Source organism: Lysobacter soli (genome assembly GCF_003382285.1).
In the GTDB taxonomy this organism is placed as follows: domain Bacteria; phylum Pseudomonadota; class Gammaproteobacteria; order Xanthomonadales; family Xanthomonadaceae; genus Lysobacter_J; species Lysobacter_J soli.
Genome location: NZ_QTJR01000001.1, coordinates 543,158 through 566,227, shown reverse-complemented (window position 1 = coordinate 566,227; position 23,070 = coordinate 543,158). Strand labels below are relative to the sequence as shown.

At 67.6% G+C, this 23,070-nt stretch carries 16 protein-coding genes; 5 read left to right on the top strand and 11 right to left on the bottom strand.

Translation table 11 applies throughout. The annotated features are described in order from the left end of the window. Positions 1 to 110: 110 nt before the first annotated feature. The 9 genes from lpxD to pyrH form a co-directional block, all read right to left on the bottom strand. Positions 111 to 1,130 carry a UDP-3-O-(3-hydroxymyristoyl)glucosamine N-acyltransferase gene (gene lpxD / locus DX912_RS02420; protein WP_115840836.1) on the bottom strand — a complete coding sequence of 340 codons (1,020 nt, stop codon included), beginning with the start codon at positions 1,128 to 1,130 and terminating at the stop codon, positions 111 to 113. A gap of 11 nt (positions 1,131 to 1,141) precedes the next feature. Then, positions 1,142 to 3,628 (bottom strand): outer membrane protein assembly factor BamA, encoded by a 2,487-nt coding sequence (bamA, locus tag DX912_RS02415; RefSeq protein WP_115840835.1) that lies wholly within the window; start codon positions 3,626 to 3,628, stop codon positions 1,142 to 1,144. A gap of 86 nt (positions 3,629 to 3,714) precedes the next feature. Beyond that, positions 3,715 to 5,079, bottom strand: coding sequence for an RIP metalloprotease RseP (gene rseP / locus DX912_RS02410; RefSeq protein WP_115840834.1), 1,365 nt, complete (start codon positions 5,077 to 5,079; stop codon positions 3,715 to 3,717). A gap of 27 nt (positions 5,080 to 5,106) precedes the next feature. Continuing rightward, the gene (locus tag DX912_RS02405; RefSeq protein WP_115840833.1) at positions 5,107 to 6,273 is read right to left on the bottom strand and encodes a 1-deoxy-D-xylulose-5-phosphate reductoisomerase; all 1,167 of its coding nucleotides are present in this window, start codon (positions 6,271 to 6,273) and stop codon (positions 5,107 to 5,109) included. A 53-nt stretch (positions 6,274 to 6,326) separates the two neighbouring features. Next, on the bottom strand, positions 6,327 to 7,178 hold the full coding sequence (locus DX912_RS02400; protein WP_115840832.1) for a phosphatidate cytidylyltransferase: 852 nt from the start codon (positions 7,176 to 7,178) through the stop codon (positions 6,327 to 6,329). Beyond that, positions 7,175 to 7,942 (bottom strand): polyprenyl diphosphate synthase, encoded by a 768-nt coding sequence (uppS, locus tag DX912_RS02395; RefSeq protein WP_115840831.1) that lies wholly within the window; start codon positions 7,940 to 7,942, stop codon positions 7,175 to 7,177. Before uppS ends, DX912_RS02400 begins: the two co-directional genes overlap by 4 nt. 17 nt (positions 7,943 to 7,959) lie before the next feature. Next, entirely contained in the window at positions 7,960 to 8,517 is a 558-nt protein-coding gene (gene frr / locus DX912_RS02390) for a ribosome recycling factor (protein ID WP_115840830.1), read from the bottom strand. Positions 8,518 to 8,628: 111 nt separating this feature from the next. Then, complete coding sequence (locus tag DX912_RS02385; RefSeq protein WP_115840829.1) at positions 8,629 to 9,597, bottom strand: cation diffusion facilitator family transporter; 969 nt, start codon at positions 9,595 to 9,597, stop codon at positions 8,629 to 8,631. Positions 9,598 to 9,804: 207 nt separating this feature from the next. Then, positions 9,805 to 10,530: a UMP kinase gene (pyrH, locus tag DX912_RS02380; RefSeq protein ID WP_115840828.1), complete on the bottom strand. Its 726-nt coding sequence runs from the start codon at positions 10,528 to 10,530 to the stop codon at positions 9,805 to 9,807. A gap of 341 nt (positions 10,531 to 10,871) precedes the next feature. Between pyrH and DX912_RS02375 the strand changes: the two genes are divergently transcribed. From DX912_RS02375 to DX912_RS02355, 5 genes are all read left to right on the top strand, one after another. Continuing rightward, a complete protein-coding gene (locus tag DX912_RS02375) occupies positions 10,872 to 13,874 on the top strand; it encodes a TonB-dependent receptor (RefSeq protein WP_115840827.1) in 3,003 nt (1,000 codons plus the stop codon). 64 nt (positions 13,875 to 13,938) lie between these two features. Beyond that, entirely contained in the window at positions 13,939 to 15,489 is a 1,551-nt protein-coding gene (locus DX912_RS02370) for a tetratricopeptide repeat-containing sulfotransferase family protein (RefSeq protein ID WP_115840826.1), read from the top strand. Between the two features lie 161 nt (positions 15,490 to 15,650). Continuing rightward, entirely contained in the window at positions 15,651 to 16,400 is a 750-nt protein-coding gene (locus tag DX912_RS02365) for an RNA polymerase sigma factor (RefSeq protein WP_325050550.1), read from the top strand. Further along, positions 16,397 to 17,371 carry a FecR family protein gene (locus DX912_RS02360; protein WP_115840825.1) on the top strand — a complete coding sequence of 325 codons (975 nt, stop codon included), beginning with the start codon at positions 16,397 to 16,399 and terminating at the stop codon, positions 17,369 to 17,371. The genes DX912_RS02365 and DX912_RS02360 overlap by 4 nt, the downstream gene beginning before the upstream one ends. Positions 17,372 to 17,558: 187 nt before the next feature. Then, a complete protein-coding gene (locus DX912_RS02355) occupies positions 17,559 to 20,351 on the top strand; it encodes a TonB-dependent receptor (RefSeq protein WP_181902675.1) in 2,793 nt (930 codons plus the stop codon). Positions 20,352 to 21,015: 664 nt separating this feature from the next. On the opposite strand, the gene tsf is transcribed toward DX912_RS02355, so the two are convergent. Together tsf and rpsB are read right to left on the bottom strand one after the other, a co-directional pair. Next, entirely contained in the window at positions 21,016 to 21,897 is an 882-nt protein-coding gene (gene tsf / locus DX912_RS02350; RefSeq protein ID WP_115840823.1) for a translation elongation factor Ts, read from the bottom strand. Between the two features lie 135 nt (positions 21,898 to 22,032). Then, positions 22,033 to 22,839, bottom strand: coding sequence for a 30S ribosomal protein S2 (rpsB, locus tag DX912_RS02345; protein WP_115840822.1), 807 nt, complete (start codon positions 22,837 to 22,839; stop codon positions 22,033 to 22,035). Positions 22,840 to 23,070: the final 231 nt, after the last annotated feature.

Here is a 23,070-nt window from a genome sequence, read left to right as displayed (position 1 = left end):
TCGTGCGCGACGTTTCCGGTGCCGGCCGTGCCGGCTTTTCGTGAGGGCCGAATCGTACCGCGACTGGTGCGCTGACGCCCGGACGGACGGGTACGGCGCGTGGCGAGCGGTCAGTCGGCCGTGCCGCGACCGCCGATGCGGCGGGCGAGGGCGTCCAGCTGCTTGAAGCGTGCGGCGTTCTTGCGCCAGCTGCGGTTGTCCATCAGCGGCGTGCCGGAGGAGTACTCGCCCGGCTCGCGGATCGAACTGGTGACCAGGCTCATCGCCGTGACGACGACCTTGTCGCAGATTTCCAGATGACCCACCACGCCCGCGGCGCCGCCGATCAGGCAGTAGCGGCCGATGCGCGCGCTGCCGGCCACCGCGGCGCAGCCGGCAATGGCGGTATGCGCGCCGATGACGACGTTGTGGCCGATCTGGATCAGGTTATCCAGGCGCACGTCTTCTTCCAGCACCGTGTCCTCGATCGCGCCGCGGTCGATGCAGGTGTTGGCGCCGATCTCGCAGTCGTCGCCGACGGTCACGCCGCCGAGCTGCGGCACGTTGAGCCAGCGGCCGGCTTCCATCGCCAGGCCGAAGCCTGCGGCGCCGAGCACGGCACCGGGATGGATCGTGACGCGCTGGCCGAGTCGTACGCGCGCGACGAGCGTGACGCGTGCGACGAGTTCGCTGCCGGCGCCGACGACGCAGTCCTCGCCGATCACGCAGCCTGGCCCGACGATCGCGCCGGGTTCCACGCGGCTGCGCGCGCCGATGCTGACGAACGGGCCGACGTGCGCGGACGGATCGACGCTGGCCGACGGATCGACCACGGCCGACGCATGCACGCCGGCATCGCGCACGGGGCGCGGTTCGAACAGGCCGGAGATCTTGGCGAACGCGGCGTAGGGATCGCGCGCGATCAGCGCGGTGCGCTCGTAACCGGCCGCGTCGTCCTCGCGCATGACGACGATGCCAGCCTGGCTCTGCGCTAACTGGCTGCGGTACTTCGGATTGGCGAGGAACGCCAGCTGCGAAGCGCCGGCGCGCGCGAGCGTGCCGACGCCATCCACGCGCACGGCGCCATCGCCGTGGAGGCGCAGGCCGAAGCGCTGCGCCAGTTCGTCGGCCGTGTACGCGACGGACGCCATCGGCGGTGCCGTCAGAACGTACCGCCGAAGGTGAACTGCAGGCGCTCCAGCTCGTCGCCTTCCTGGATGAGGCGGCCGCTCGAATCGTATTCGGTGTCCTGCTTCTTGAGCGGGAACGCGTAGCTGATGGAGATGGGGCCCATCGGCGAGCGCCACATCAGTGCAATACCGGTCGAAGCCCGCAGTTCGCCGGTATCGAAGGCGTCGTAGTCCTTGTAGACGTTGCCTACGTCGACGAATGCCGAGACACGTGCCGCCGGTGTGTCGAGCAGGGTCGGGAAGTACATTTCCAGCGAGCCCACCGTCTTGAACGCGCCACCGATCGGCTGCAGATAGCTCGAATTACCCTCCGGGGCGTCGCGCGGACCGAGTGTGTTGTCGGTGAAACCACGCACCGAGCGCACGCCGCCCGCGTAGAAGTTCTCGAAGAAGGGCAGCCCCTCTGTCGAAGCGGTACGCACGAATTCGGCGTCGCCCGGGACACACGTAGTGTTGCCAGGTGTACGGCACAGATTGCGCGTGGTTTCCTTCCCGTAACTGTCGCCGTAACCCAGTTCCGCGCGCGTGTTGAGCACGAAGTGACGCGACAGCGGCCAGAACTTGGAGATGTTGTAGTTGAGCTTGTAGTACTCGGCGGTGGAGCCGGGCAGGGTTGCTTCAAGCCATACGCGCTGTTGCATGCCGCGCGTCGGGGTGAGGAAGCTGTCGAGCGAGTTGCGGCCCCAACCCAGTTCCGCACGCCAGGCATGGAACGTCTGGCGATCGACCGCCTTGATGTAGTCGACGATGCTCTGAGGCGTAGAGCCCTGGAACACCAGGATCTCGTTCGTGTCGACGCCCAGCATCGCCGTGACCGTGTCGGTCTCGGTGATCGGCAGGCCGAACACCGCCTGCGCGGCGCCGGAGTTGGTCGAGTACTGCGCGGTGTTGAAGTCGGAGTAGTCGAGCTCGCGCCACCACAGGTTGTAGCCCAGCGAAAGACCGTTGTCGGTGAAGTACGGGTTGCGGAACGAGAAGTCGTAGCGCTGCATGTAGTCATTGCGCTGCGCCTGCACCGACACCTGGTTGCCGCTGCCCAGGAAGTTGGTCTGCGACAGCTGCACCTGCGCGGTCAGGCCCGACAGCTGCGAGAAGCCCAGGCCGAACACGAAGCTGCCCGACGTGGTTTCCTTGAGGTTGTAGACCACGTCGACCTGGTCGTTGGTGCCCGGCACTGGCACGGTCTCGACGTCGACAGTCTCGAAGTAGCCCAGCTGCTGCAGGCGGATCTTCGAGCGGTCGATGGCGGCCTGCGAATACCAGGAACCTTCGAACTGGCGCATCTCGCGACGGATCACTTCGTCGCTGGTGCGGCTGTTGCCCTTGTAGGTGATGCGGCGCACGTTGACGCGCGGGCCCGGCACCACCTGCATGTTGATGCCGACGGTCTTGTTCTCGCGGTTCACGTCCGGGATCGGATTGACCTGCGCGAACGCGTAGCCGACGTTGCTGAGCGTGTTGACGATCGCGTCGGAGCTGATTTCCAGCAGGCGGCGCGAGAAGATCTGGTCGGGCTTGACCAGCACCAGGCGCTCGATCTGCTCCTTCGGCAGGATCGTGTCGCCGGTGACCTGCACGCTGGCGACCTTGTACTGCTCGCCCTCGGTGATGCCGGCGGTGAGGAACATGTCCTGGCGGTCGGGGCTGATCGAGACCTGCGTGGAGTCCACGCTGAAGTCCACGTAGCCGCGGTCCAGGTACCAGGAGTTGAGCTTCTCGAGGTCGCCGGAGAGCTTCTCGCGCGAGTACTGGTCGTCGCGGCGGTACCAGCTCAGCCAGTTGTGCTCCTTCGACTCCCAGCTGTCGAGGATGTCCTTCTCTTCGAACTTCTCGTTGCCGATCAGGTTGACGTGGCGGATCTTGGCTGCCTTGCCTTCCTTGACGGTGATCGTGATGTCGACGCGATTGCGGTCCAGGCGCGAGACCGTCGGATTGATCTCGACGTTGTACTTGCCGCGGTTGTTGTACTGGCGCGTCAGTTCCTGCGTCACGCGATCGAGCGCGAGGCGGTCGAAGGTGTCGCCTTCGGAGAGACCGGCTTCCTTCAAACCCTTGAGCAGGTCCTCGGACTTGATGTCCTTGTTGCCCGTCAGCGTGAGCTTGTTGATCGCGGGGCGCTCGGTCACGGTGACCACGAGGATGTCGCCCTGGCGGCCGACGTTGACGTCCTCGAAGAAGCCGGTCTTGTAGAGCGAGCGGATCGCTTCGCCGACGCGCGAGGCGTCGATGGTGTCGCCGCGCTCGATCGGCAGGTAGGTGAACACCGTACCGGCGGAGATGCGCTGCAGGCCGTCGATGCGGATGTCGCTGACGGTGAACGTACCGACGGACGCAGTCGACTGCGGCGAGCCTGCCAGGGCGAACGGATCGGCCGACTGTGCCAGGGCAGGCAGGGCGGTCGAACCCATCGCCGCGATCAGGGCGAGGGCGAGCAGGCGGCGGGGCGGCGTTGGCGTCATTGATACGTCCGGTTGAGGGTCGTGTTGGCCCGGGGCCGGGCGTCGGTTCGAGGCGAAAGCGGATCGGCGCAGGCAGGTGTCCGGCATCAGCGCACCAGGTTGTTCATGATGTCGTTGTAGAACGCCAGGCCCATCAGGCCGGCGATCAGCGCCAGGCCCACGTACTGTCCGGCGGCCATCGCCCGTTCGCTGACCGGGCTGCCCTTGACCAGCTCGATAAGGTAATACAGCAGGTGACCGCCGTCCAAGATCGGGATCGGCAGCAGGTTCAGGATGCCCAGGCTGAGCGATAGCATCGCCAGCATCTGCAGGAACCACGCCGCACCGTTCTGGGCGGACATGTTGGCGGCGCGCGCGATGGTGATCGGGCCTGCGACGGTGTTCTGCACCGATACGCGCCCGGTGAAGGCGCGGCCGATCATCGCGAACAATTCCTGCGTCTGGTGGACGCTCTCGCGGAACGCGGCGGGGATGGCGGCGATGGGGCCGTAGCGCAGCACGGCATCCTTTGCCGGTTCGGGTGGCATCGCCGCGGCGACACCCAGTCCCCAGTACTCCTGGCCCGTCTGCGCGTGCTTCATGCGCGCCGGCGCGATCTCCAGCGCGAGGCGATCGCCCTTGCGCTCGACTTCGATCATCGCCGGGCCACCGTGCTCGCCAAGCGCCTGCACCCGCGGGCCGATATCGTCCCATGCCGTGACCGGCTGACCGTCGATCGCGGTGATCCGGTCGCCTTCGGCGAGCACGCCCCACGCGGGTGTGTCCGGCGCGACACGGCCCACCAGCGGCGGCACCAGCATGTAGCGCGGGGTCAGGCCCATTACCTCGACCGCGCGGCGTTCGTCGAACGTCGCGGGCAGGTCGGACAGATGCAGTTCGCGCGTGGCTTCGCTGCCCGAGTCCGTGCGCACGCGCACCGTCGTGTCGGCGTGGTCGAGCGCGGCCGGAATCAGCGCCATGACTGCCTCGCTCCACGTCGGCGTCTGGCGGTCGCCTACGGCGAGGATCGTGTCGCCCTGCCGCAGGCCAGCCGACGCCGCGATGCCGGTAGCGTGACCGACGACGGGCGCGTAGTCGGCGCGGCCGACCACGAACATCGCCCAGAACAAGGCCACGCAGAGGATGAGATTGGCGATCGGGCCAGCGGCCACGATGGCGATGCGCTTCCACACCGGCTGCCGGTTGAACGCCTGCGGCTGCAGCGCGGGCGGCACGGTGAACTCGCGCTCGTCGAGCATCTTGACGTAGCCGCCGAGCGGGATCGCCGCGATCACGTATTCGGTGCCGTCCTTGCCACGACGCATCCACAGCGGCTTGCCGAAGCCGACCGAGAAGCGCAGCACCTTGACGCCGCTGCGTCGCGCGATCCAGTAGTGCCCGAACTCGTGAAAGGTCACGAGCACGCCGATCGCGACGATCAACCACCAGATGGAGCCGAGGAACTCACTCATGGCGATGCGGGCTCAGGCCGGAGGTGGTCATGCGCAGGCGGCGACGGCCTGTGCGGCATGGCGTCGTGCCTGTGCATCGGCATCGCGCAGGGCCGCCAGCGACGTCGCCGGGGTGGAGGGGAGCGCGGCGAGGGTGTCCTCGACCATCGCGGGTATCGCTAGGAAACCGATGCGGCGCTGAAGAAATGCTGAAACGGCCACTTCGTTGGCGGCATTCAGGACGGCCGGCGCGGTGCCGCCCGCCAGAAGCGCCTCGAACGCCAGACGAAGACAAGGGAAGGCGTCCAGGTCCGGCGGCTCGAAGTCGAGCCGGCCGTGCGCGAGCATGTCCAGGCCCGACACGCCCGACTCGATGCGTTCGGGCCAGCCGAACCCGACCGCCAGTGCCGTGCGCATGTCCGGCAGGCCGAGCTGGGCGAGCGTGGAACCGTCGACGAACTCCACCAGCGAGTGCACCAGGCTCTGCGGGTGCACCAGCACCTGGATGCGGTCGCCATCGACGCCGAACAGGTGGTGCGCCTCGATGACCTCCAGCCCCTTGTTCATCAGGGTGGCGGAGTCGACCGAGATCTTCGGGCCCATCGACCATTTGGGATGCGCCACGGCCTGCTCGGGCGTGACCTCGCCGAGGTCCTTGCGACGACGGCCGCGGAACGGGCCGCCCGACGCGGTCAACAGGATGCGGCGCAGCCCGGCATGCGCATGCGCGTCGGGCAGGCACTGGAAGATCGCGTTGTGTTCGCTGTCCACCGGAACGATCGTCGCGCCACCTGCGTGCGCAACCTGCATCAGCAGTTCGCCCGCGAGCACGAGCGATTCCTTGTTCGCCAGCAGGATGCGTTTGCCCGCGCGCGCGGCGGCGAGCGTCGACGGAAGCCCGGCGGCGCCGACGATGGCCGCAACGACGGTGTCGCATTCGTCGCTCGCAACCAGATGTTCCAGCGCGTCATCGCCGCAATGGGCCTGCGTCGACAGCCCGGCGTTGCGCAAGCCGTCGCGCAATGTCGCAAAGGCGGCCTCGTCGGCGATGACGGCGTGATCGGGGCGATGGCGGCGGCACAGCTCGACGAGCGCGGCCGCATTGCTGCCGGCGGCGAGCACGCACGCGCGCAGGCGCTCGGGATGGCGCGCGATCACGTCCAGCGCGGACGTGCCGATCGAACCGGTGGCACCCAGGACGGCGACGCGGCGCATATCAGTGCACACCCATCGGAAGATCGCGATCGTCGGAAGCGGGAACCATCGGATCAGAAACCAAGGAACGCCTTGCCGACGGCGAACACCGGCAGCGCGGCAAGCACGCCGTCGATGCGGTCGAGGATCCCGCCATGGCCGGGAATCAGGTGGCCGGAATCCTTCACGCCCGCGTGCCGCTTGAGCAGGCTTTCGAACAGGTCGCCGACCACGGAGAACAGCACAGCCACCAGCGCCACCAGTGCGACGGCCGGCAGCTGGTTCGGCGTCGCGCCGGCCAGCAGCGCGAACGCGATGCCGACCACGATGCCGGCGAGCACGCCGCCCATCAGGCCTTCGATCGTCTTGTTCGGACTGATGCGCGGCGCGAGCTTGCGCGGCCCGAACAGCTTGCCGCCGAGTTTGCGGCCGGCGAAGTAGGCGCCGCTGTCGGCAGCCCAGACGATGGCGAGCGCCGTGAGCAGCCAGCGGTGACCATTGGGCTGGCCCGCATGGATCCAGGCCAGCGCGCACCACGCCGGAATCACGCTCAGTGCGCCGGCCGCTAGCTTGAAGACGCGCGCGTAGGTTTCGTGGTCGCTGGCGAATTCGTACCGTCCAAGCCACACGAGTGCCAGCAGCCACCACACCACGCCGATGACGCAGGCGAGCTGGAACAGCACCATGCTGTAGCCCGTGGACGAACGCGACGCCCACACGACGGCGACCATCACCGCGAGGTGGGCGACCAGCAGCACGGTGCGGGCGAGGGTGTCCTCGATCTCGGCGAGGTCGAACCACTCCCAAAGTCCCGCCAGGAACAGCACCGCCGCGACCGCGACCATCCAGGGCGTGGGCAGCAGCAGGATCGCGGCGATCGCGACCGGCGCCATCACCAGTGCGGCGAGCAGGCGGGTTCGGGTCATTCGGAAATCTCGTTGGTCGGGGCCGGCGCGACCTGCGCGCCGGTGAGGCCGAAGCGGCGCTGGCGGCCGGAATAGTCGTCCAGGGCGCGCTGCAGTGTGGCGGCATCCAATTCGGGCCACAACAGCTCGGTGAACCACAGCTCGGTGTACGCCAGCTGCCACAGCAGGAAGTTGCTGATGCGCGTTTCGCCGCCGGTACGGATGAACAGGTCCGGCGGCGGCAGCTCGGCCAGCGACATGCGCGACGCGAGGGCACGCTCGTCGATGTCGTCCGGATCCAGATGTCCTGCGGCGACGTCGCGGGCGAGCGAGCGTGCCGCCTGCGCGATGTCCCATCGCCCGCCGTAGCTGGCGGCGATGGTCAGGTGCAGGCGCGTGTTTGCGCGGGTGCGGTCCTCGGCGGCGGACATCTGCCGGCCGATCGCTTCGCTGAAGCGCTCGCGCTCGCCGATGAAGCGCACGCGCACGCCGCGGCGGTCGAGTTCGTCGACCTCGCGTTCCAGCGCACCAAGGAACAGCTTCATCAGCGCGCCGACCTCATCCTCGGGGCGGCCCCAGTTCTCGCTGGAAAACGCGAACAGGGTGAGCGCCTCGATGCCGCGCTCGAGGCAGAAGTCGATGCACACGTTGACCGCGCGCGCGCCGGCGCGATGGCCGATCGCGCGAGGGCGACGACGACGCTCCGCCCAGCGCCCGTTGCCGTCCATGATGACGGCGAGGTGGCGCGGAATGCGGACGGCTGCGGTGGCAGGGTCGGACGACATGACGGGGCTCTGACCCGTCAGACCGCCATGAGTTCCTGTTCCTTCGCCTTGACCACTTCGTCGACGTCCTTGATCGCCGCGTCGGTGATCTTCTGGATCTCGGTCTCGGCGCGCGCCACGTCGTCCTCGGTCACCTGCTTGTCCTTCAGCAGTTCCTTGACCTGGTGGTTGGCGTCGCGACGGATGTTGCGGATCGCCACCTTGGCGTTCTCGCTCTCCGAGTGCACGAGCTTGGACAGCTCCTTGCGGCGCTCCTCGGTCAGCGCCGGCAGGTTGAGGCGGATCACGGTGCCGGCGGTGTTCGGGGTGAGGCCGAGGTCGGAGGCGAGGATCGCCTTCTCGACCGCGCCGACCATCTGCTTCTCCCACGGGGTGATCGTGAGCGAGCGCGCATCGGAGATGGCGACGGTGGCGACCTGCGAGAGCGGCATGTCGGAGCCGTAGTAGTTCACTTTCAGGTGATCGACCAGCGCGGTCGTCGCGCGCCCGGTGCGGATCTTGATCAGGTCGTGGCGAAACGCGTCGACGCTCTTGGCCATGCGGGTCTGTGCGTCTTTCTTGATGTCGTTGAGCATCGCCGGCTCCGGTCCTGTTGCGGTAATCGCGGGATTATATAGGCACGCAGCGCATCCCCGCCCGCGGGGCGCGGCCGGCACGTGGACGGAACGTGATCCCGGGCGGCCGCCTCAGTGGGCGTGGTCGTGGTCGTGGCCGTGCGGGTGGCGGTGTTCGTGGGCCCCGTGCGGGGCGCGGTCGTGACGATCGTGTTCGCACGCGCGACCCAGCTCGACCTGGAGGGTCGGGTGGTTGATGCCGAAACGCTGGTCGAGCTCGCGGTTCAGCCGGTCGATGAAGGCGTCGTGTTCGCCCAGATCGGTCCCGGCCATGGGGCGCACCAAGTGCGCCGTCATCGCGATTTCGCCCGCCCCGAGCGACCAGATGTGCAGGTGGTGCACGGCCTGCACGCCGGGCTGGGACGCAAGGAAGTCCTGCACGTCTGTCTGGCGGATGCTTGGCGGCACCGCGTCCATCGCGGCGTTGAAGGCGTCGCGCAGCAGCCCGAAGGCGCCCACCGCGACGACGACGCTCACCAGCAGCGCGATCGCCGGGTCGAGCCACGCCCAGCCCAGCCACCAGATGCCGGCGCCTGCGATGACGGCGGCGAGCGACACCGCGGCATCGGCGATCAGGTGCAGGAACGCGCCGCGACGGTTGAGGTCCTGCTCATGACCCTCGCGTACCAGCCAGGCGGCGCCGAGATTCACCACGATGCCGATCGCCGCGACGATCATCACCGGCAGCGCCGGGATCTGCGGCGGCGCGTTGAAACGGCGCATCGCTTCCCAGGCCAGCGCGCCGGAGAAGCCGACCAGCAGCACGGCGTTAGCGAGCGGGGAAAGCAGTGTGGCGCGGCGCCAGCCGTAGGTGTGGCGGTCGGTGGGCGCGCGTCGTGCCAGCGCCGCCGCGCCCCAGGCCAGGCCGAGGCCCAGCACGTCGCCGAAGTTGTGCAGCGCGTCCGACAGCAGCGCGAGCGAGTTGGTCGCAAAACCGTAGCCGGCTTCGAGCGCGGTGTAGGCGAGGTTGATCAGCGTGACGGCGGCGAAGGCGCGCGTCGAGCTGATGGCAGTGTGGTCGTGATGGTGTCCGTGGCCCATGCGCCGGATGGTGGCATGGGCATCGGCGCGGACTCTATTACAGCGATGCAGTTGTCGAGGCGGCCTTCTCAGACGTCATCCGGCGAACGCCGGGATCGATTTTCGCGTTCCGGCATGGGAGGCATGCACCGCAAACGCGGAGGTTGGCCCTCACCGACCCTCACCCCAACCCCTCTCCCGGTGGGAAAGGGGCCCAGGCACGGGCTCTCAGTTGTTGCGGCCCTGCACCAGCGTGCCGATATGTTCGCCGTTGAGGATCTTCAGCAGCTGGCCCGGCTGCCCCATGTCGAAAATGCGCAGCGGCAGGTCGCTGTCGCGGCAGAGGGCGAAGGCGGCGGTGTCCATCACCTGCAGGTCGCGGGCGATGACCTCGTCGTAGCTGAGCTTTTCGAAACGCACCGCGTCGGTGTGCTTCTTCGGATCCTTGTCGTACACGCCGTCGACCTTGGTCGCCTTCAGCAGCAGGTCCGCGCCGATCTCGATGGCGCGCAGCGCCGCGCCCGAATCGGTGGTGAAGAACGGATTGCCCGTGCCGGCGGCAAAGATCGCGATCCGGCCCTTTTCCAGGTGGCGGATCGCGCGGCGGCGGATGTAGTCCTCGCACACGTCGTTGATCTTGATCGCGCTCATAACGCGGCAGCGGGCGCCGAGCTTTTCCAGCGCGTCCTGCATCGCCAGCGCGTTGATGACGGTGGCGAGCATGCCCATCTGGTCGCCGGTCACGCGGTCCATGCCGCCTGCAGCCAGGCCGGCGCCGCGGAAGATGTTGCCGCCGCCGATCACCAGCGCGACTTCGGCCCCGGCCTGCTGCGCCTCGATCACCTCGCGGGCGAGGCGCCCGATCATCTTCGGGTCGATCCCGTAATCCTCGTCCCCCATCAGCGCCTCGCCGGAAAGTTTGAGCAGGACACGGCGATAGGCGAGCTGGGACATGGGGGCCTCGGTGGTGGGTGGGCAAACGGCGGAATTGTACGGGATCGGGCCCCTTGGCCGCGGGATGCCGCCAAGGGTCGCCGGGAGTGCCCCCTGCCGCGGCGCACCACGTAGCTAGAGCAATCGCAACGTACGGGCAAGCGCCGTTTTGTCCGGAAAGCCACTTTGGGCTTTGCCGATGTTGTCGCCAAAACTTTCTGAATCCGCCTGTTATGGCTTGATTAAGACTATTTCACGTCGCGTGCATTGAAGCGCCGGGATGCCGAAAGTCATATTCGGCTCGCCTTCGGGGGGAAGGCACACCCATCACTTAGGGGATCCAAAACGTGGCAAGAACAACGATGAATCGTGCGCTGCGACGCAGCGCGCTGACGGTAGCGCTTGGCCTTTGTTTTGCGAGTAACGTCCACGCCCAGTCGAATACGGCCGGCGCCGTCTTCGGCCAAGCGCAGGCGGGCGACACCGTGCTGGTCGAGAATCCGTCGACCGGTTTCAAACGCGAGATCCGCGTCGGCAGCGATGGCTCGTATCGCGCGTCCGCACTGCCGACCGGCAACTATCGCGTCACCCTGCAACGCGCCGACGGCACCACCTCGACGCGCGAGAACGTCACCGTCAACGTCGGTACCGGTACGTCGGTGAATTTCGCCGCAGCCGCTGCCAGCGGCGCGACGACGCTGGACGCGGTGCAGGTCACCGCGATGGCGATGGTCAACCCCATCGACGTCTCGTCGGTGGAATCGACCACGATCCTCACCGCAGAGCAGATCGCGAAGATCCCGGTGCCGCGTGACGTCACCAGCGTCGCGCTGCTGGCGCCGGGCACGGTGAAGGGCGATGCGGCCTTCGGCAACCTCGCCTCGTTCGGCGGTGCGTCGGTGGCAGAGAACGCCTACTTCGTCAACGGCTTCAACATCACCAACTCGTTCAAGGGCCTGAACTTCGCCAACATCCCGTTCGAGGCGATCGGCGAGCAGCAGATCAAGACCGGCGGCTACGGCGCCGAGTTCGGCCGCGCGCTGGGCGGCGTGGTCAACCTGATCACCAAGCGCGGCACCAACGAGTTCCACGCGGGCGGCAACATCTTCTACACGCCCGAAAGCCTGCGCGGGGACGGCAAGAGCCGCTATTCGCCCAGCGGCCTGCTCGTGGAAGACAACTCGCGCGACAAGCTCGGCGACGAGACCATCGCGTCGGTGTGGGCCAGCGGCGCGCTGGTGAAGGACACGCTGTTCGGCTACGCGCTGGTGCAGTACGGCCGGGAAAGCGGCATCCGCAACTTCGGCGACAACATCAGCGTCGCCAACGACAGCGAAACCGCGAAGAACCCGAACTGGCTCGTCAAGCTGGACTGGAACATCAACGACGCCAACCTGCTGGAATTCACCGGCTTCTCCGACAAGAAGGAAAGCGAGCGCGACGTCTTCTCCAATCCGCAGGGCCAGAGCGTCCGCCAGAACTACCTGGGCACGGTGCACGACGAGAACGGCGGCGAAAACTACGTCCTGAAGTACACGGGCTATTTCACCGACACCTTCACGCTGAGCGCGCTCTACGGCACCGGCGAGTACAAGCGCAACAACTACGCGGTGAACGCCGCCGGCCAGCGCCTGGTCTACGACGGCAACGTCAGCCCCGACAACGCCACCGGCATCGTCGGCGCGCAGGGTTGCCCGCTGGTGACCGATGGCCGTCCAGATGCGGTCGCCGGCCTCATCCCGGCGTACACCAGCTCGTGCGCGTTCCTGACCGGCGCAGACACCACCGCGCACAACCTCGGCCTGCAGGACGCACGCGACAAGCGCGAGCAGTTCCGCATCGATGCCGAATGGCAGCTGGGCGCACACCTGCTGCGTTTCGGCTACGACACCGACACGTTCAAGTCGCGCGACGGCGAGGCGAGCGAGGGCGGCGCCGCATGGCGTTACGTGGTCCGCCGCGACGAGGAGATGGTGCGTCGCCGCGTCTTCCAGACCGGCGCGAACGTCGAGGTCGATTCGCGTGCGTTCTACGTCGAGGACAACTGGAGCATCACCGACAACTTCATCGCCTACGTCGGCCTGCGCTGGGACAGCTTCGAGAACAAGAACGGCGAAGGCCAGACCTACGTCAAGCAGGACAACCAGTTCGGTCCGCGCCTGGGCTTCTCGTGGGACGTCAACGGCGATTCGACGTTCAAGATCTTCGGTAACGCCGGTCGCTACGCGTTGCCGATCGCCTCGAACGTGGCCATTCGCGGTTCAAGCCCGTCGCTGTACAGCCAGGAATACCTGTATTACGACGGCGTCGATCCGGTCACCGGCGCACCGATCAACCCGCACGCCACGGGCGATGCGCGCGACGCGCTGTCCTACCTCAACAACGAGTTCGGCACCGGCAAGGATCCGCGCACGGTGACGTCCAGGAACCTCGATCCGCAGTACCAGGACGAGTACATCCTCGGCTTTCAGGCGGCGATCACGGACAACTTCTCCGGCGGCGTTCGCGCGATCTACCGCGACCTCAAGCGCGGCATCGACGACCAGTGCGATTACCGCATCCTGGCCGAGTGGGCCGACGAGAACGGGTACGCCATCGACTCGTACAACCCGGCGTTCGCGTTCTGCCACATCTACAACCCCGGCAGCGACCTGGACATCCAGATCGACATCGACGCCGACGGCACGCTGGAAGACGTGTACATCCCGGCCGACCGCATCGGTCCGAAGGCCAAGCGCACCTACCAGGCGCTGGAGTTTTTCGCCGAGGGCCAGCTGACCGACAGGTTCTTCCTGCAGGGTTCGTACACCTGGGCGAAGAACAAGGGCAACGCCGAAGGTGGCGTGAAGTCCGACATCGGCCAGGACGACACCGGCGTGACGCAGGACTTCGACTATCCGGAGCTGATGATCGGTTCGGAAGGCTACCTGCCCAACGACCGTCGCCACACGCTGAAGCTGTTCGGCAACTACGAGTTCAACGACCAGTGGTCGGCCGGCGCGAACTTCCTCTACCAGAGCGGGCGCCCGGTCAACTGCTTCGGCGTGAATCCGGTGGATGACGACATCGGTTACGGCAACAGCTACTTCTACTGCGACGGCGCGGTGGTGCCGCGTGGTACGGCCGGCCGTACGTCCGACATCTACAACCTGGACCTCAACGTGGCGTATCGCCCGTCCTTCGCCGAAGGACGATTGGCGCTGAAGGTGGACGTGTTCAACGTCTTCAACCGCCAGGATGCGCTGGCGGTGGACGAGTCCGGCGAGGACAGCACCGGCAACTCGCTGCGCGACATCACCTACCTGACGCCGACCGTGTACCAGGCGCCGCGTGCGGTGCGTTTCATGGTGCAGTACAACTGGTAACCCGCAGTGCGCCGCGCCCGCCTCGTGCACACGCACGGGGCGGACGCGGCTTTTTTTGAGCGAGATGAGCCAGAACATCGATTCCCTGCTGGAACGCGCCGAGCGGATGGCCGCGCAGCGCGACTTCGCCCAGGCGCGGCACGCGCTGCACGCCGCGCAGACGCTCGCGCCCGACGATGCGCGCGCGTCGTTGCAGTTGTCGTACGTCGAATCGCTCGATGGCCATTACCGCGCCGCACGCGAGGCCGCGATGCGCGCGCACGCGCTCAAGCCACGGAACGAGGCGTCGCTGCAGGAACTCGTGCGCCGGCTGCGCACGTTCAACGAAGCCGGCGCGATCCGCGACATCCTCCAGCGCCTGCCACCGCTGCGCGAGGTGGGCATTCCGCTGCTGCTGACCATGGCCGCGCAGTTGAGTTACCTCAACCGCCAGGAAGAAGCGCTCGCGCTGCTGGACGAAGCCAGGCGTGGCGATCCCGATTACCCGCCGACGCTGGTGTCGCGCGGGCAGGTGCTCACCTACCTGGGTCGTTTCGACGAGGCCGAAGCCGATCTGATGCGCTGCGTGCGACGCGCGCCGGAACTCGCCTCGGCATGGTGGGCGCTGTCCCGCCTGCGCAGGCAGACGCCGGAGTCGAACCACGTCGACGCGATCCGCGCGCAACTGGCGCGCCCGGGCCGTCGCGCGGACGAGGTCGCGCTGCTCGCGTTCGCGCTGCACAAGGAATACGACGACCTCGGCGACGCCGCCGCGGCCTGGCAGGCGCTGGAGCTGGGCTGCCGCGCCAAGCGCTCGACGTTGCGCTACTCGGCGTCGGAAACCGCTGCGCTGGTGGACGCGCTCATTGCCGCGCCGACCTCGCCGGCGTCGCATTCCGTTTCTGCCGACGACGCCACGCCGATCTTCATCGTCGGCATGCACCGTTCGGGCACGACGCTGCTCGAACAGCTGCTCGCGGCGCATCCGGCTGTCGCCGCGCTGGGCGAGCTGTACGACTTCACTTCGCGCATGCGCGAAGCCACCGATCGGCATTGCCGCGGCGTGATCGACACGGCCGTCGTGCAGCGTGCGCGCGACGTCGATTTCACCGGGGTCGGGCGTGGTTACCTCGACGGGGTCGCCTGGCGACTCGACGGCGCGACCGCGTTCATCGACAAGCTGCCGACCAACTTCTTCCACATCGGCCATATCTGCCGCGCGCTGCCCAACGCGAAGATCCTCCACATGCGGCGGGACCCGATGGAGACGTGTTTCTCCAACCTGCGCGAGCTGTTCTCCGACGCGAACCCGCATTCCTACGGGCAGCACGAACTGGCCGACTACCACGCGCAGTACCAGCGCCTGATGGCGCACTGGCAGGCGCGCTTCCCCGGGCGCGTGCTCGACGTCGACTACGCGGCCCTGACCGCCGACCCCGAGCCGGTGATGCGCCAAGTCGCCGCCTTCTGCGGGTTGGACTTCATGCCGGCCATGCTCGACCCGCGTGGCGAAGGCCGCGGCGTCGCCACGGCCAGCGCCGTGCAGGTTCGTGAAGGCGTGCTCAGCCGCGCGGAACCCAAATGGCGCCGCTATTCCCGATGGCTTGAGCCAATGAGAACCGCGTTGCAGAGCTGAACGGACGCGGCCGTGGGCGGTGGGGTAGGGGCGGCAGCCTGCGTTGATCTGGCATGGACGGACGCGCGCACCACGCACTCATGACGGATCCGGATGCCTTGACGGCGGCCGAGGCCTCCGCATGGGCGGCGCGCGCATGCTACAAATTCGCCTTGAGCGAAGTGCTGTCCGGTGATGAGGGCCTGCTTTCCGACGTGGAAGCGGGCTGGAAGTGGGGCGATCCGGACCGCGCCGAACCCGTCCCCGCTGGAGCCGCCGGTCCCTACCATGCGTTCGAATCGTTCTCGGCCTTCGGGCTGGCCCTGCCGCACGGCAAGGCGATCGGCATGACCCCGTCGGGCGCGATGCGATCCAGCCAGGACGAGGACGCCCACGCCGCGACAGGCGCGGGTGGGGACGGCTTCGACCAGTTCCTGCGCGAACACCGTCCGATGCTGGTCGCGTGGCTGAGCCGCCGCATCGGCGACGACGACGCCCAGGACGTCGCGCAGGAAGCGCTGGTGCGCCTCATGCGCTACCGCGCGCAGCCGGTCGAACAGCTGCGCCCGCTGATGTACCGCATCGCCATCAACGTGATCCACGACCGCGGTCGCCGCGATTCGACGCGGCAGGTCTTTGCGCACGTGAGCCTGGACCAGGATTTCGTCGGCCTGCCGTCGCTGGAACCCACCCACGAGACGCGCATCGGGCACGAACAGGAACTGGCGCTGGTGCGCGCGGCGATCCTGCAACTGCCGGAGCGCTGCCGGCAGGTGTACCTGCTCAACCGCATCGATGGCCTCAGTTACAGCCAGATCGCGCAGCACTGCGGGATCTCGGTGAAGGCCGTCGAGAAGCACATCGGAAAGGCGCTGTCGCTGCTGCGTACGAAGCTGCGCAGCGAAGGCGCCGATCGCGAGGAACGCACATGAACACACGGACGTGGCAGCCGGCCGACGGCGAGGCCGAAGCGTGGATGGCGCGCCTGATGGCGCCCGACTGCACGCCGGCCGACCGGGCGGCCTTCGAGGACTGGCTGGCGCAGTCGCCGCGAAACATCGAAGCGTGGCTGGAAATGGAGCGCGTGCAGGCGCTGTCGGCGCAACTGCGCTCCGACGAGATGCTGCGCGCGACCACGCGCGCCATCCGTCGCACGCCCGCACGCCCGTTCAACGCGTGGCTGCCGGCCGCCGCTGCCGCGGTGCTGGTGGTCGCCGTGGCGGCGATCTGGTGGCGCTACGAGCCGGAAACCGCCGCGACTTCGCACCGCTACGCCACCACGACGGGCCAGCAGAGCGAAGTGACGCTCGCCGACGGCACCGTCGTACTGCTCGACACCGGCACGCAGCTGACGGCCACGTTCGATTCGCGCGAACGCGTCGTCGAACTCGAACGCGGCCGTGCGCAGTTCGTCGTCGGCGTCGATGCGCAGCGGCCGTTCCTGGTGAAGGCCGGCCCGAGCGTCGTGCGCGACGTCGGCACGACCTTCCAGGTCGCTCGGCGCGAGGGCGCGGTGGACGTAGGGCTGCTCGAAGGCCGCGTCGATGTAAGCACGACGGGCGACCGCGCCGTCGCGCGCCTGGCGCCTGGCGAGGCGGTGAGCGTGGATGCCGCTGGCCGCATCGGTCCGAAGGCGCCGCTGGACGTGGCGAGCGCGCGCGCCTGGCCGCAGGGCGACCTGGTGTTCAAGCAGCGCCGCCTGGACGAACTGCTGGCGGAGATGAACAAGTATTCGAAGCAGCAGGTGCGGCTGGCCGATCCGGCACTCGGCGGGCTGACGGTGAGTGGCGTCTTCCACGCCGGCGACCAGGATGCCCTGGTGGCGGTGCTGGAGCGCGGCTGGTCGCTGCGTGCCGAACGTCGCGGAGCGGACGAGATCGTGCTGCATCGTCGCGACAACTGACGCGTACGACGCTCCCGCCGGTAGCGGTCAAGCGAACGGCGGCATTGCGCGCACACCGGATCGTTAAACAAACGTTGCGCGGCGAAGCCGCGCTCTCGTATCGTGTGAGCAACTTTCACGTTGACTCGCGCAATCGCCAATGGCCAGGAAGTTCCGACTCGCCCTCGCCATTGCCGGAGCCCTTTCGATGGCCTGCGCGGCGGCGCCGGTGTGCGCCGCGGAGTCGACGTCGCCCGCGTCCGTACGCTTCGTCATTCCGGCGGGCAGCCTCGACCACGCATTGCAGACGCTCGCCACGCAGGGCCGCGTGCAGTTGATGTACGCGCCCGCGCTGGTCGGCGAACGCCGCTCGTCCGGCCTGCAGGCCGACCTGCCGGCGGCGCGCGCACTCGACGTGCTGTTGCAGGGCAGCGATCTGCACGCCGTACAGGTCACGCCGAACACGTTCCTGATCGAACGCGCCCCGACGCCTGAGGTTGCGGCCCCGGTGCCCGCGCCAGTGCGCGAGCCGGTCGAACTGGCGACGGTGGAAGTGACCGGCACGCACATTCCGCGCGCGTCGATCGACGTCGTCACGCCCGCGCCGCTCACGCGCATCAGCCGCGCGCAGATCGAGGCGAGCGGCTACCAGACGGTGTTCGAGCTGCTGAGCTACCAGCCCGGCATGATCAGCCACCATCCGGTTGACGTGGCGACCGACGGCAGCTTCAACTCGCAGCAGCCCTTCGCCGCCGCGGCGACGACGAGCCTCTACGGCCTGGGTCCGCGGGCGACACTGATCCTGATCGACGGACGTCGCGTAGCGAACTACGGCCTTGCGTCGGCCGACCTCGGCGGCCTGACCGACCTCAACGGCATTCCGCTCACGATGGTCGACCGCATCGAAGTGATGCGCGGCGGTGCCTCGGCCATCTACGGCGCCGATGCCATGGCCGGCGTCATCAACATCATCCTGAAGAAGGAACAGCAGGGTGGCGAAGTCACCGCGCGCTATGGCCTGTCCGAGCGCGGCGATGCCGAGCAGCGACGCCTGTCGCTGAGCTATGGCGAAGGAACAAAGCGCGGCGGCAACTTCTTCCTCGGTGCCGATTACTTCCACCGCGAGGCCCTGGAGGGCGATGCGCGCTCGTGGCGCACCGCCGACCTGAGTCGCCATGGCCTGGCCGACCGGCGCATTCCGCTGGGCTATTTCAGCCTGTTCGACCTGGAAATCATCCAGCCCGCGTGCCCGGACGATGTACGCGCCGCGAACGGCGGCTGCTTTCTCGACGTGCCGCGTTACCTGACGCTGCAGCCGGAACTGGAAAGCGGAGCGGTCTACACGCGCCTGCGCCAGCCGCTCGGCGACACGCTGGAGTTCGACGGCTCGCTTCGCCTGGGACAGGTGCGCCAGAGTCTGCAGGCGGCGCCGCTGCACGGCGCGATCCCGATGCCGGATGGACATCCGGACAACCTGTTTCCCGATATTCCCACGCAGCTGGACTACGCCTTCTTCGACGTTGGCCCGATCCGCAGTCGCAGCGAGTCGCGCACGGTCGACCTCGACCTGGGGCTGTCGGGCTTGTGGCGCGACTGGGAGTGGCGCGCGGGCGCGTCGCACCATCAAAGCCGTGTCGACAACCAGATCGACGGGCTGATCAGCAACGCTGCGCTGTCGCAGGCGCTGGTCGACTACAGCTACCGCTTCAATTCGCCCGACAACCCGCCCGACGTGCTGCGCGCGCTGTCGCCGCGGGTGGAAGTGGAAGGGGAGGCGCGCTTCGACCAGTTCACCTTCGCGGTGAATGGCTCGTGGTTCTCGCTGCCTGGCGGCGAGGCGCAGACCGCGCTCGGCGTGGAATGGATGCGCGATGCGCTGCGCAACGAACCCGACCAGCGCATGCTCGACGGTGACGTCGCGCTCGGCGCGCAGAAAAGCCGGCTCGACGACAGCCAGACCAGTTCGGCGTTCTATGCCGAGATGAGCCTGCCGGTCGCGACGTGGCTGCACGCCGACCTCGCATGGCGCATCGACAGCCGCCAGGGCTACGGCAGCGAAACCTCGCCGATGTTCGGGCTGAAGTGGATGCCGATGGAGACGCTCACCGTGCGCGCGACGTCGGCGACCGGGTATCGCGCGCCATCGCTGTTCGAACTGCGCCGGCCGAGCATCGCCGGCGGCACGTTCGAAGTCGTCGAAGCGACGCCGGCGATGGCGCCCTGCGCGATTCCGACGAACTTCATGGGCGTGGACTACTGCATCGTCACGCACGGGGCGATCGAGAATCCGGACCTCGCGCCGGAGACCTCCCGCAGCCAGACGCTGGGCCTGGTGTGGGCGCCGACGCAGGCGTTCGACGTGAGCCTGGACCGCTTCCGCATCCGTCGTCGCAACGAAATCGTGACGACCGATGCGTTGTCGGATCCGGAAGCGTTCCCGCTGTCGCACGAACGCAACGAGCAGGGGCAACTCGTCGCGATCAACGACTACTTCACCAACGTCGGCCGCACGCAGGTCGACGGCTGGGAACTGCAATCGGAGTACCGCCTCGACACGACATCGGCCGGGCGCTTCACCTTCCGGCTCGCGGCAAGCTACCTCGAATCGCTGACGCGACAGGCGAGCCCGGACGCACCGGAACTCGATTACGCCGGACACGGTTCGCCGAAGCGTTCGGTGCTGGCGGGAGCGGAGTGGATGTTCGGCGACTGGATCACGACGCTCAACGTGCACCAGCTCGGTCCGGTGGAGATCGCATCGCCCGCGGGCAAGTGCCCGACGCTCAACACGCAGGCGGGGCGTTGCCGCACGCCGTCGTCGACCACGGCCGACCTGTATCTCGCGTACACCGGGTTCGACAACTGGCGGTTGTCGCTGAACATCGACAACCTCACCGATCGCGAGCCGCGCAACTACGATCCGGCGAAGGGCGGTTACGACATCGCCTACGACGACCCGCGCGGTCGTTATTACCTGGTGAGCGCGGCTTACCGGTTCTGACATGACGGCTTGAGGCGCGTTTGTCGCTGCTGGCGACAACGCTCGCCTGGCTCAGCGGCAATCCGGCCGTAGCTGGCACTCGCACACACTCGAGCGCACTTCACCGTCATTCCCGCGAAGGCGGAAATCCACGACTTTCCACGCTCTCACTACACGGTCAAGGCGTCTGGTGGTTCCCGTCACGGGGGCGCACGCGGGAAAGCATGGAACGTCCCTGGATTCCCGCCTTCGCGGGAATGACGAGCAGGAGCGGGGAACCTGCGGCGCTAGAACCATCGCCTGCCGCGTCCCCACGTCGCATTCAGCCGGCGACCTCAAAAAATGTCGGAACGGGGTAGGGGGGATGCAATCGGCGCGCGTTATGGAGAACGAAGAGAAATCAGGACGACGGATACGGATGTCTCCGCGCCACGGATGGCGCACTTCTTCGGCGGTCCATCTTGGGCGGCCACGACTCATGCGTACCAGGAGGGTGCGTACTGGCGGGAACCACGGGACTCGCCACCGGATCGAAGCGGACCCTGCCGCCTAGATCCCTTCTGGAGAGGCCCCGGACGGCTTCTCCAGACCTTCCCCCGGCGGCGCCGCCTCTCCCCCGCGCCGCAGCAAACGGAAAAGGCCGCGATCGCTCGCGGCCTTTTCTCTGTCCGAAGGAACGGAAGGCTTACGCCAGGCCGGCCTGCTTCATGACTTCGGCGGCGTAGTCTTCCACCACCTTTTCGATGCCTTCGCCCACGGCCAGGCGCTGCATGCTGACCACTTCGGCACCGGCGGCCTTCAGGACCTGCTCGACGGTCTGGTTGGTGTCCAGCACGTACGGCTGGCCGTACAGCGTGACCTCGTTGACGATCTTGGCGATCTTGCCGCTGATGATCTTCTCGAGGATATCGGCCGGCTTGGCCTTGTCCTTGTCGGACATCTTGGCCAGCTCGATTTCCTTTTCCTTCGCGACGAAGTCGGCCGGGACGTCCGACGCCTTGATGTGCGGCGGGTTCATCGCGGCGACGTGCATCGCCAGGCCACGGGCCAGGTCGGCATCGCCGCCCTTGACCTCGACCAGCACGCCGATCTTGCCGCCGTGCACGTAGGCCGCGACGTTGTTGTTGCCGTCGACCAGCGCGATGCGACGCACCTGGATGTTCTCGCCGAGCTTGGCGATCGCGGCGGCGCGGGCTTCCTCGACCGTCTCGCCCGAAGCGAGCTTGGCGGCCTTGACGCCTTCGACGTTCGTGGCGCCGGAGGTCAGCGCGGCGTTGGCGACCGCGTTGGCGAAGGCGAGGAAGTTCTCGTCCTTGGCGACGAAGTCGGTCTCGGAGTTGATCTCGACCAGCACGGCCTTGCCGCCGTTCTGGGCGACGGCGATGCGGCCTTCGGCAGCGACGCGGTCGGCCTTCTTGTCGGCCTTGGCCAGGCCCGACTTGCGCAGCCACTCGGCCGCGGCGTCGATGTCGCCGTTGTTCTCGGTGAGCGCCTTCTTGCACTCCATCATGCCGGCGCCGGTGCGCTCGCGCAGTTCCTTGACCAGGGAAGCGGTGATTTCTGCCATGGGGGTACCTCTGAATGGTGAAGGGCGGGCAGGACCCGCCTTTGCGATTTCGATACGTGGGCGGGATCGACCCACCGACGCGAAAACGTGGATGTGGCCGCGACGACAGCGTCGCGCGGCCACATGACGCGGTCCTTACTCGGCCGCTTCGGCCTTCTTGCCGGCAGCCTTCTTGGCCGGGGCGCGGCGCGGAGCCTTGCCTTCCTCGCCTTCGGCGGCTTCGGCGAAGTCTTCCTCGCGGACCGACGCGGCCTGCGGAGCGGCGGCCTTGCCTTCCAGCACGGCGTCGGCGGCGGCACGGGCGTACAGCTGCACGGCGCGGATGGCGTCGTCGTTGCCCGGGATGGCGTAGTCGACCAGGGCCGGATCGTAGTTGGTGTCGACGACGGCGATGACCGGGATGCCAAGCTTCTTGGCTTCCTTGATCGCGATGTCTTCGTGGCCGATGTCGATCACGAACAGCGCGTCGGGCAGGCGGTTCATGTCCTTGATGCCGCCCAGCGAGGCTTCCAGCTTGTCGCGCTCACGGCGCAGGCCCAGCACTTCGTGCTTGACCAGCTTCTGGAACGTGCCGTCGGTTTCGGCTGCTTCCAGCTCCTTCAGGCGCTGGACCGACTGCTTCACGGTGCGGAAGTTGGTCAGCGTGCCGCCCAGCCAACGCTGGTTCATGTACGGCATGCCGCAACGCTCGGCCTCTTCCTTGATCGCCTCGCGCGCGCTGCGCTTGGTGCCCAGGAACAGGATCATGCCGCGCTTCTGGGCGATGCCCGAGATGAAGTTCATCGCGTCGTTGAACAGCGGAACCGTCTTCTCGAGGTTGATGATGTGGATCTTGCCGCGGGCGCCGAAGATGTACGGGCCCATCTTCGGGTTCCAGTAACGGGTCTGGTGGCCGAAGTGGACGCCGGCTTCGAGCATCTGGCGCATGGTGATCTGGGGCATTGCTTGTAACTCCAGGCAGTGGAACCGGCCGCCAGCGTGAACAGAGCACGGTGTGATGGCGGTGCCGCCGGCAGGGCCGGGGGCAAGGGTTCCGGGGTTGGGCCTCCCCGCAGCGTTCGTGGCCGAACCAGGCGTCCTGGTGGACGTCCGGCACCCCGGCACGACGTGTGGCTGCGGGTGTGTATTCGCCTGCGTCCGGAGGGGTCCGGTGCGCTTTCGCCCTGGCGTGGG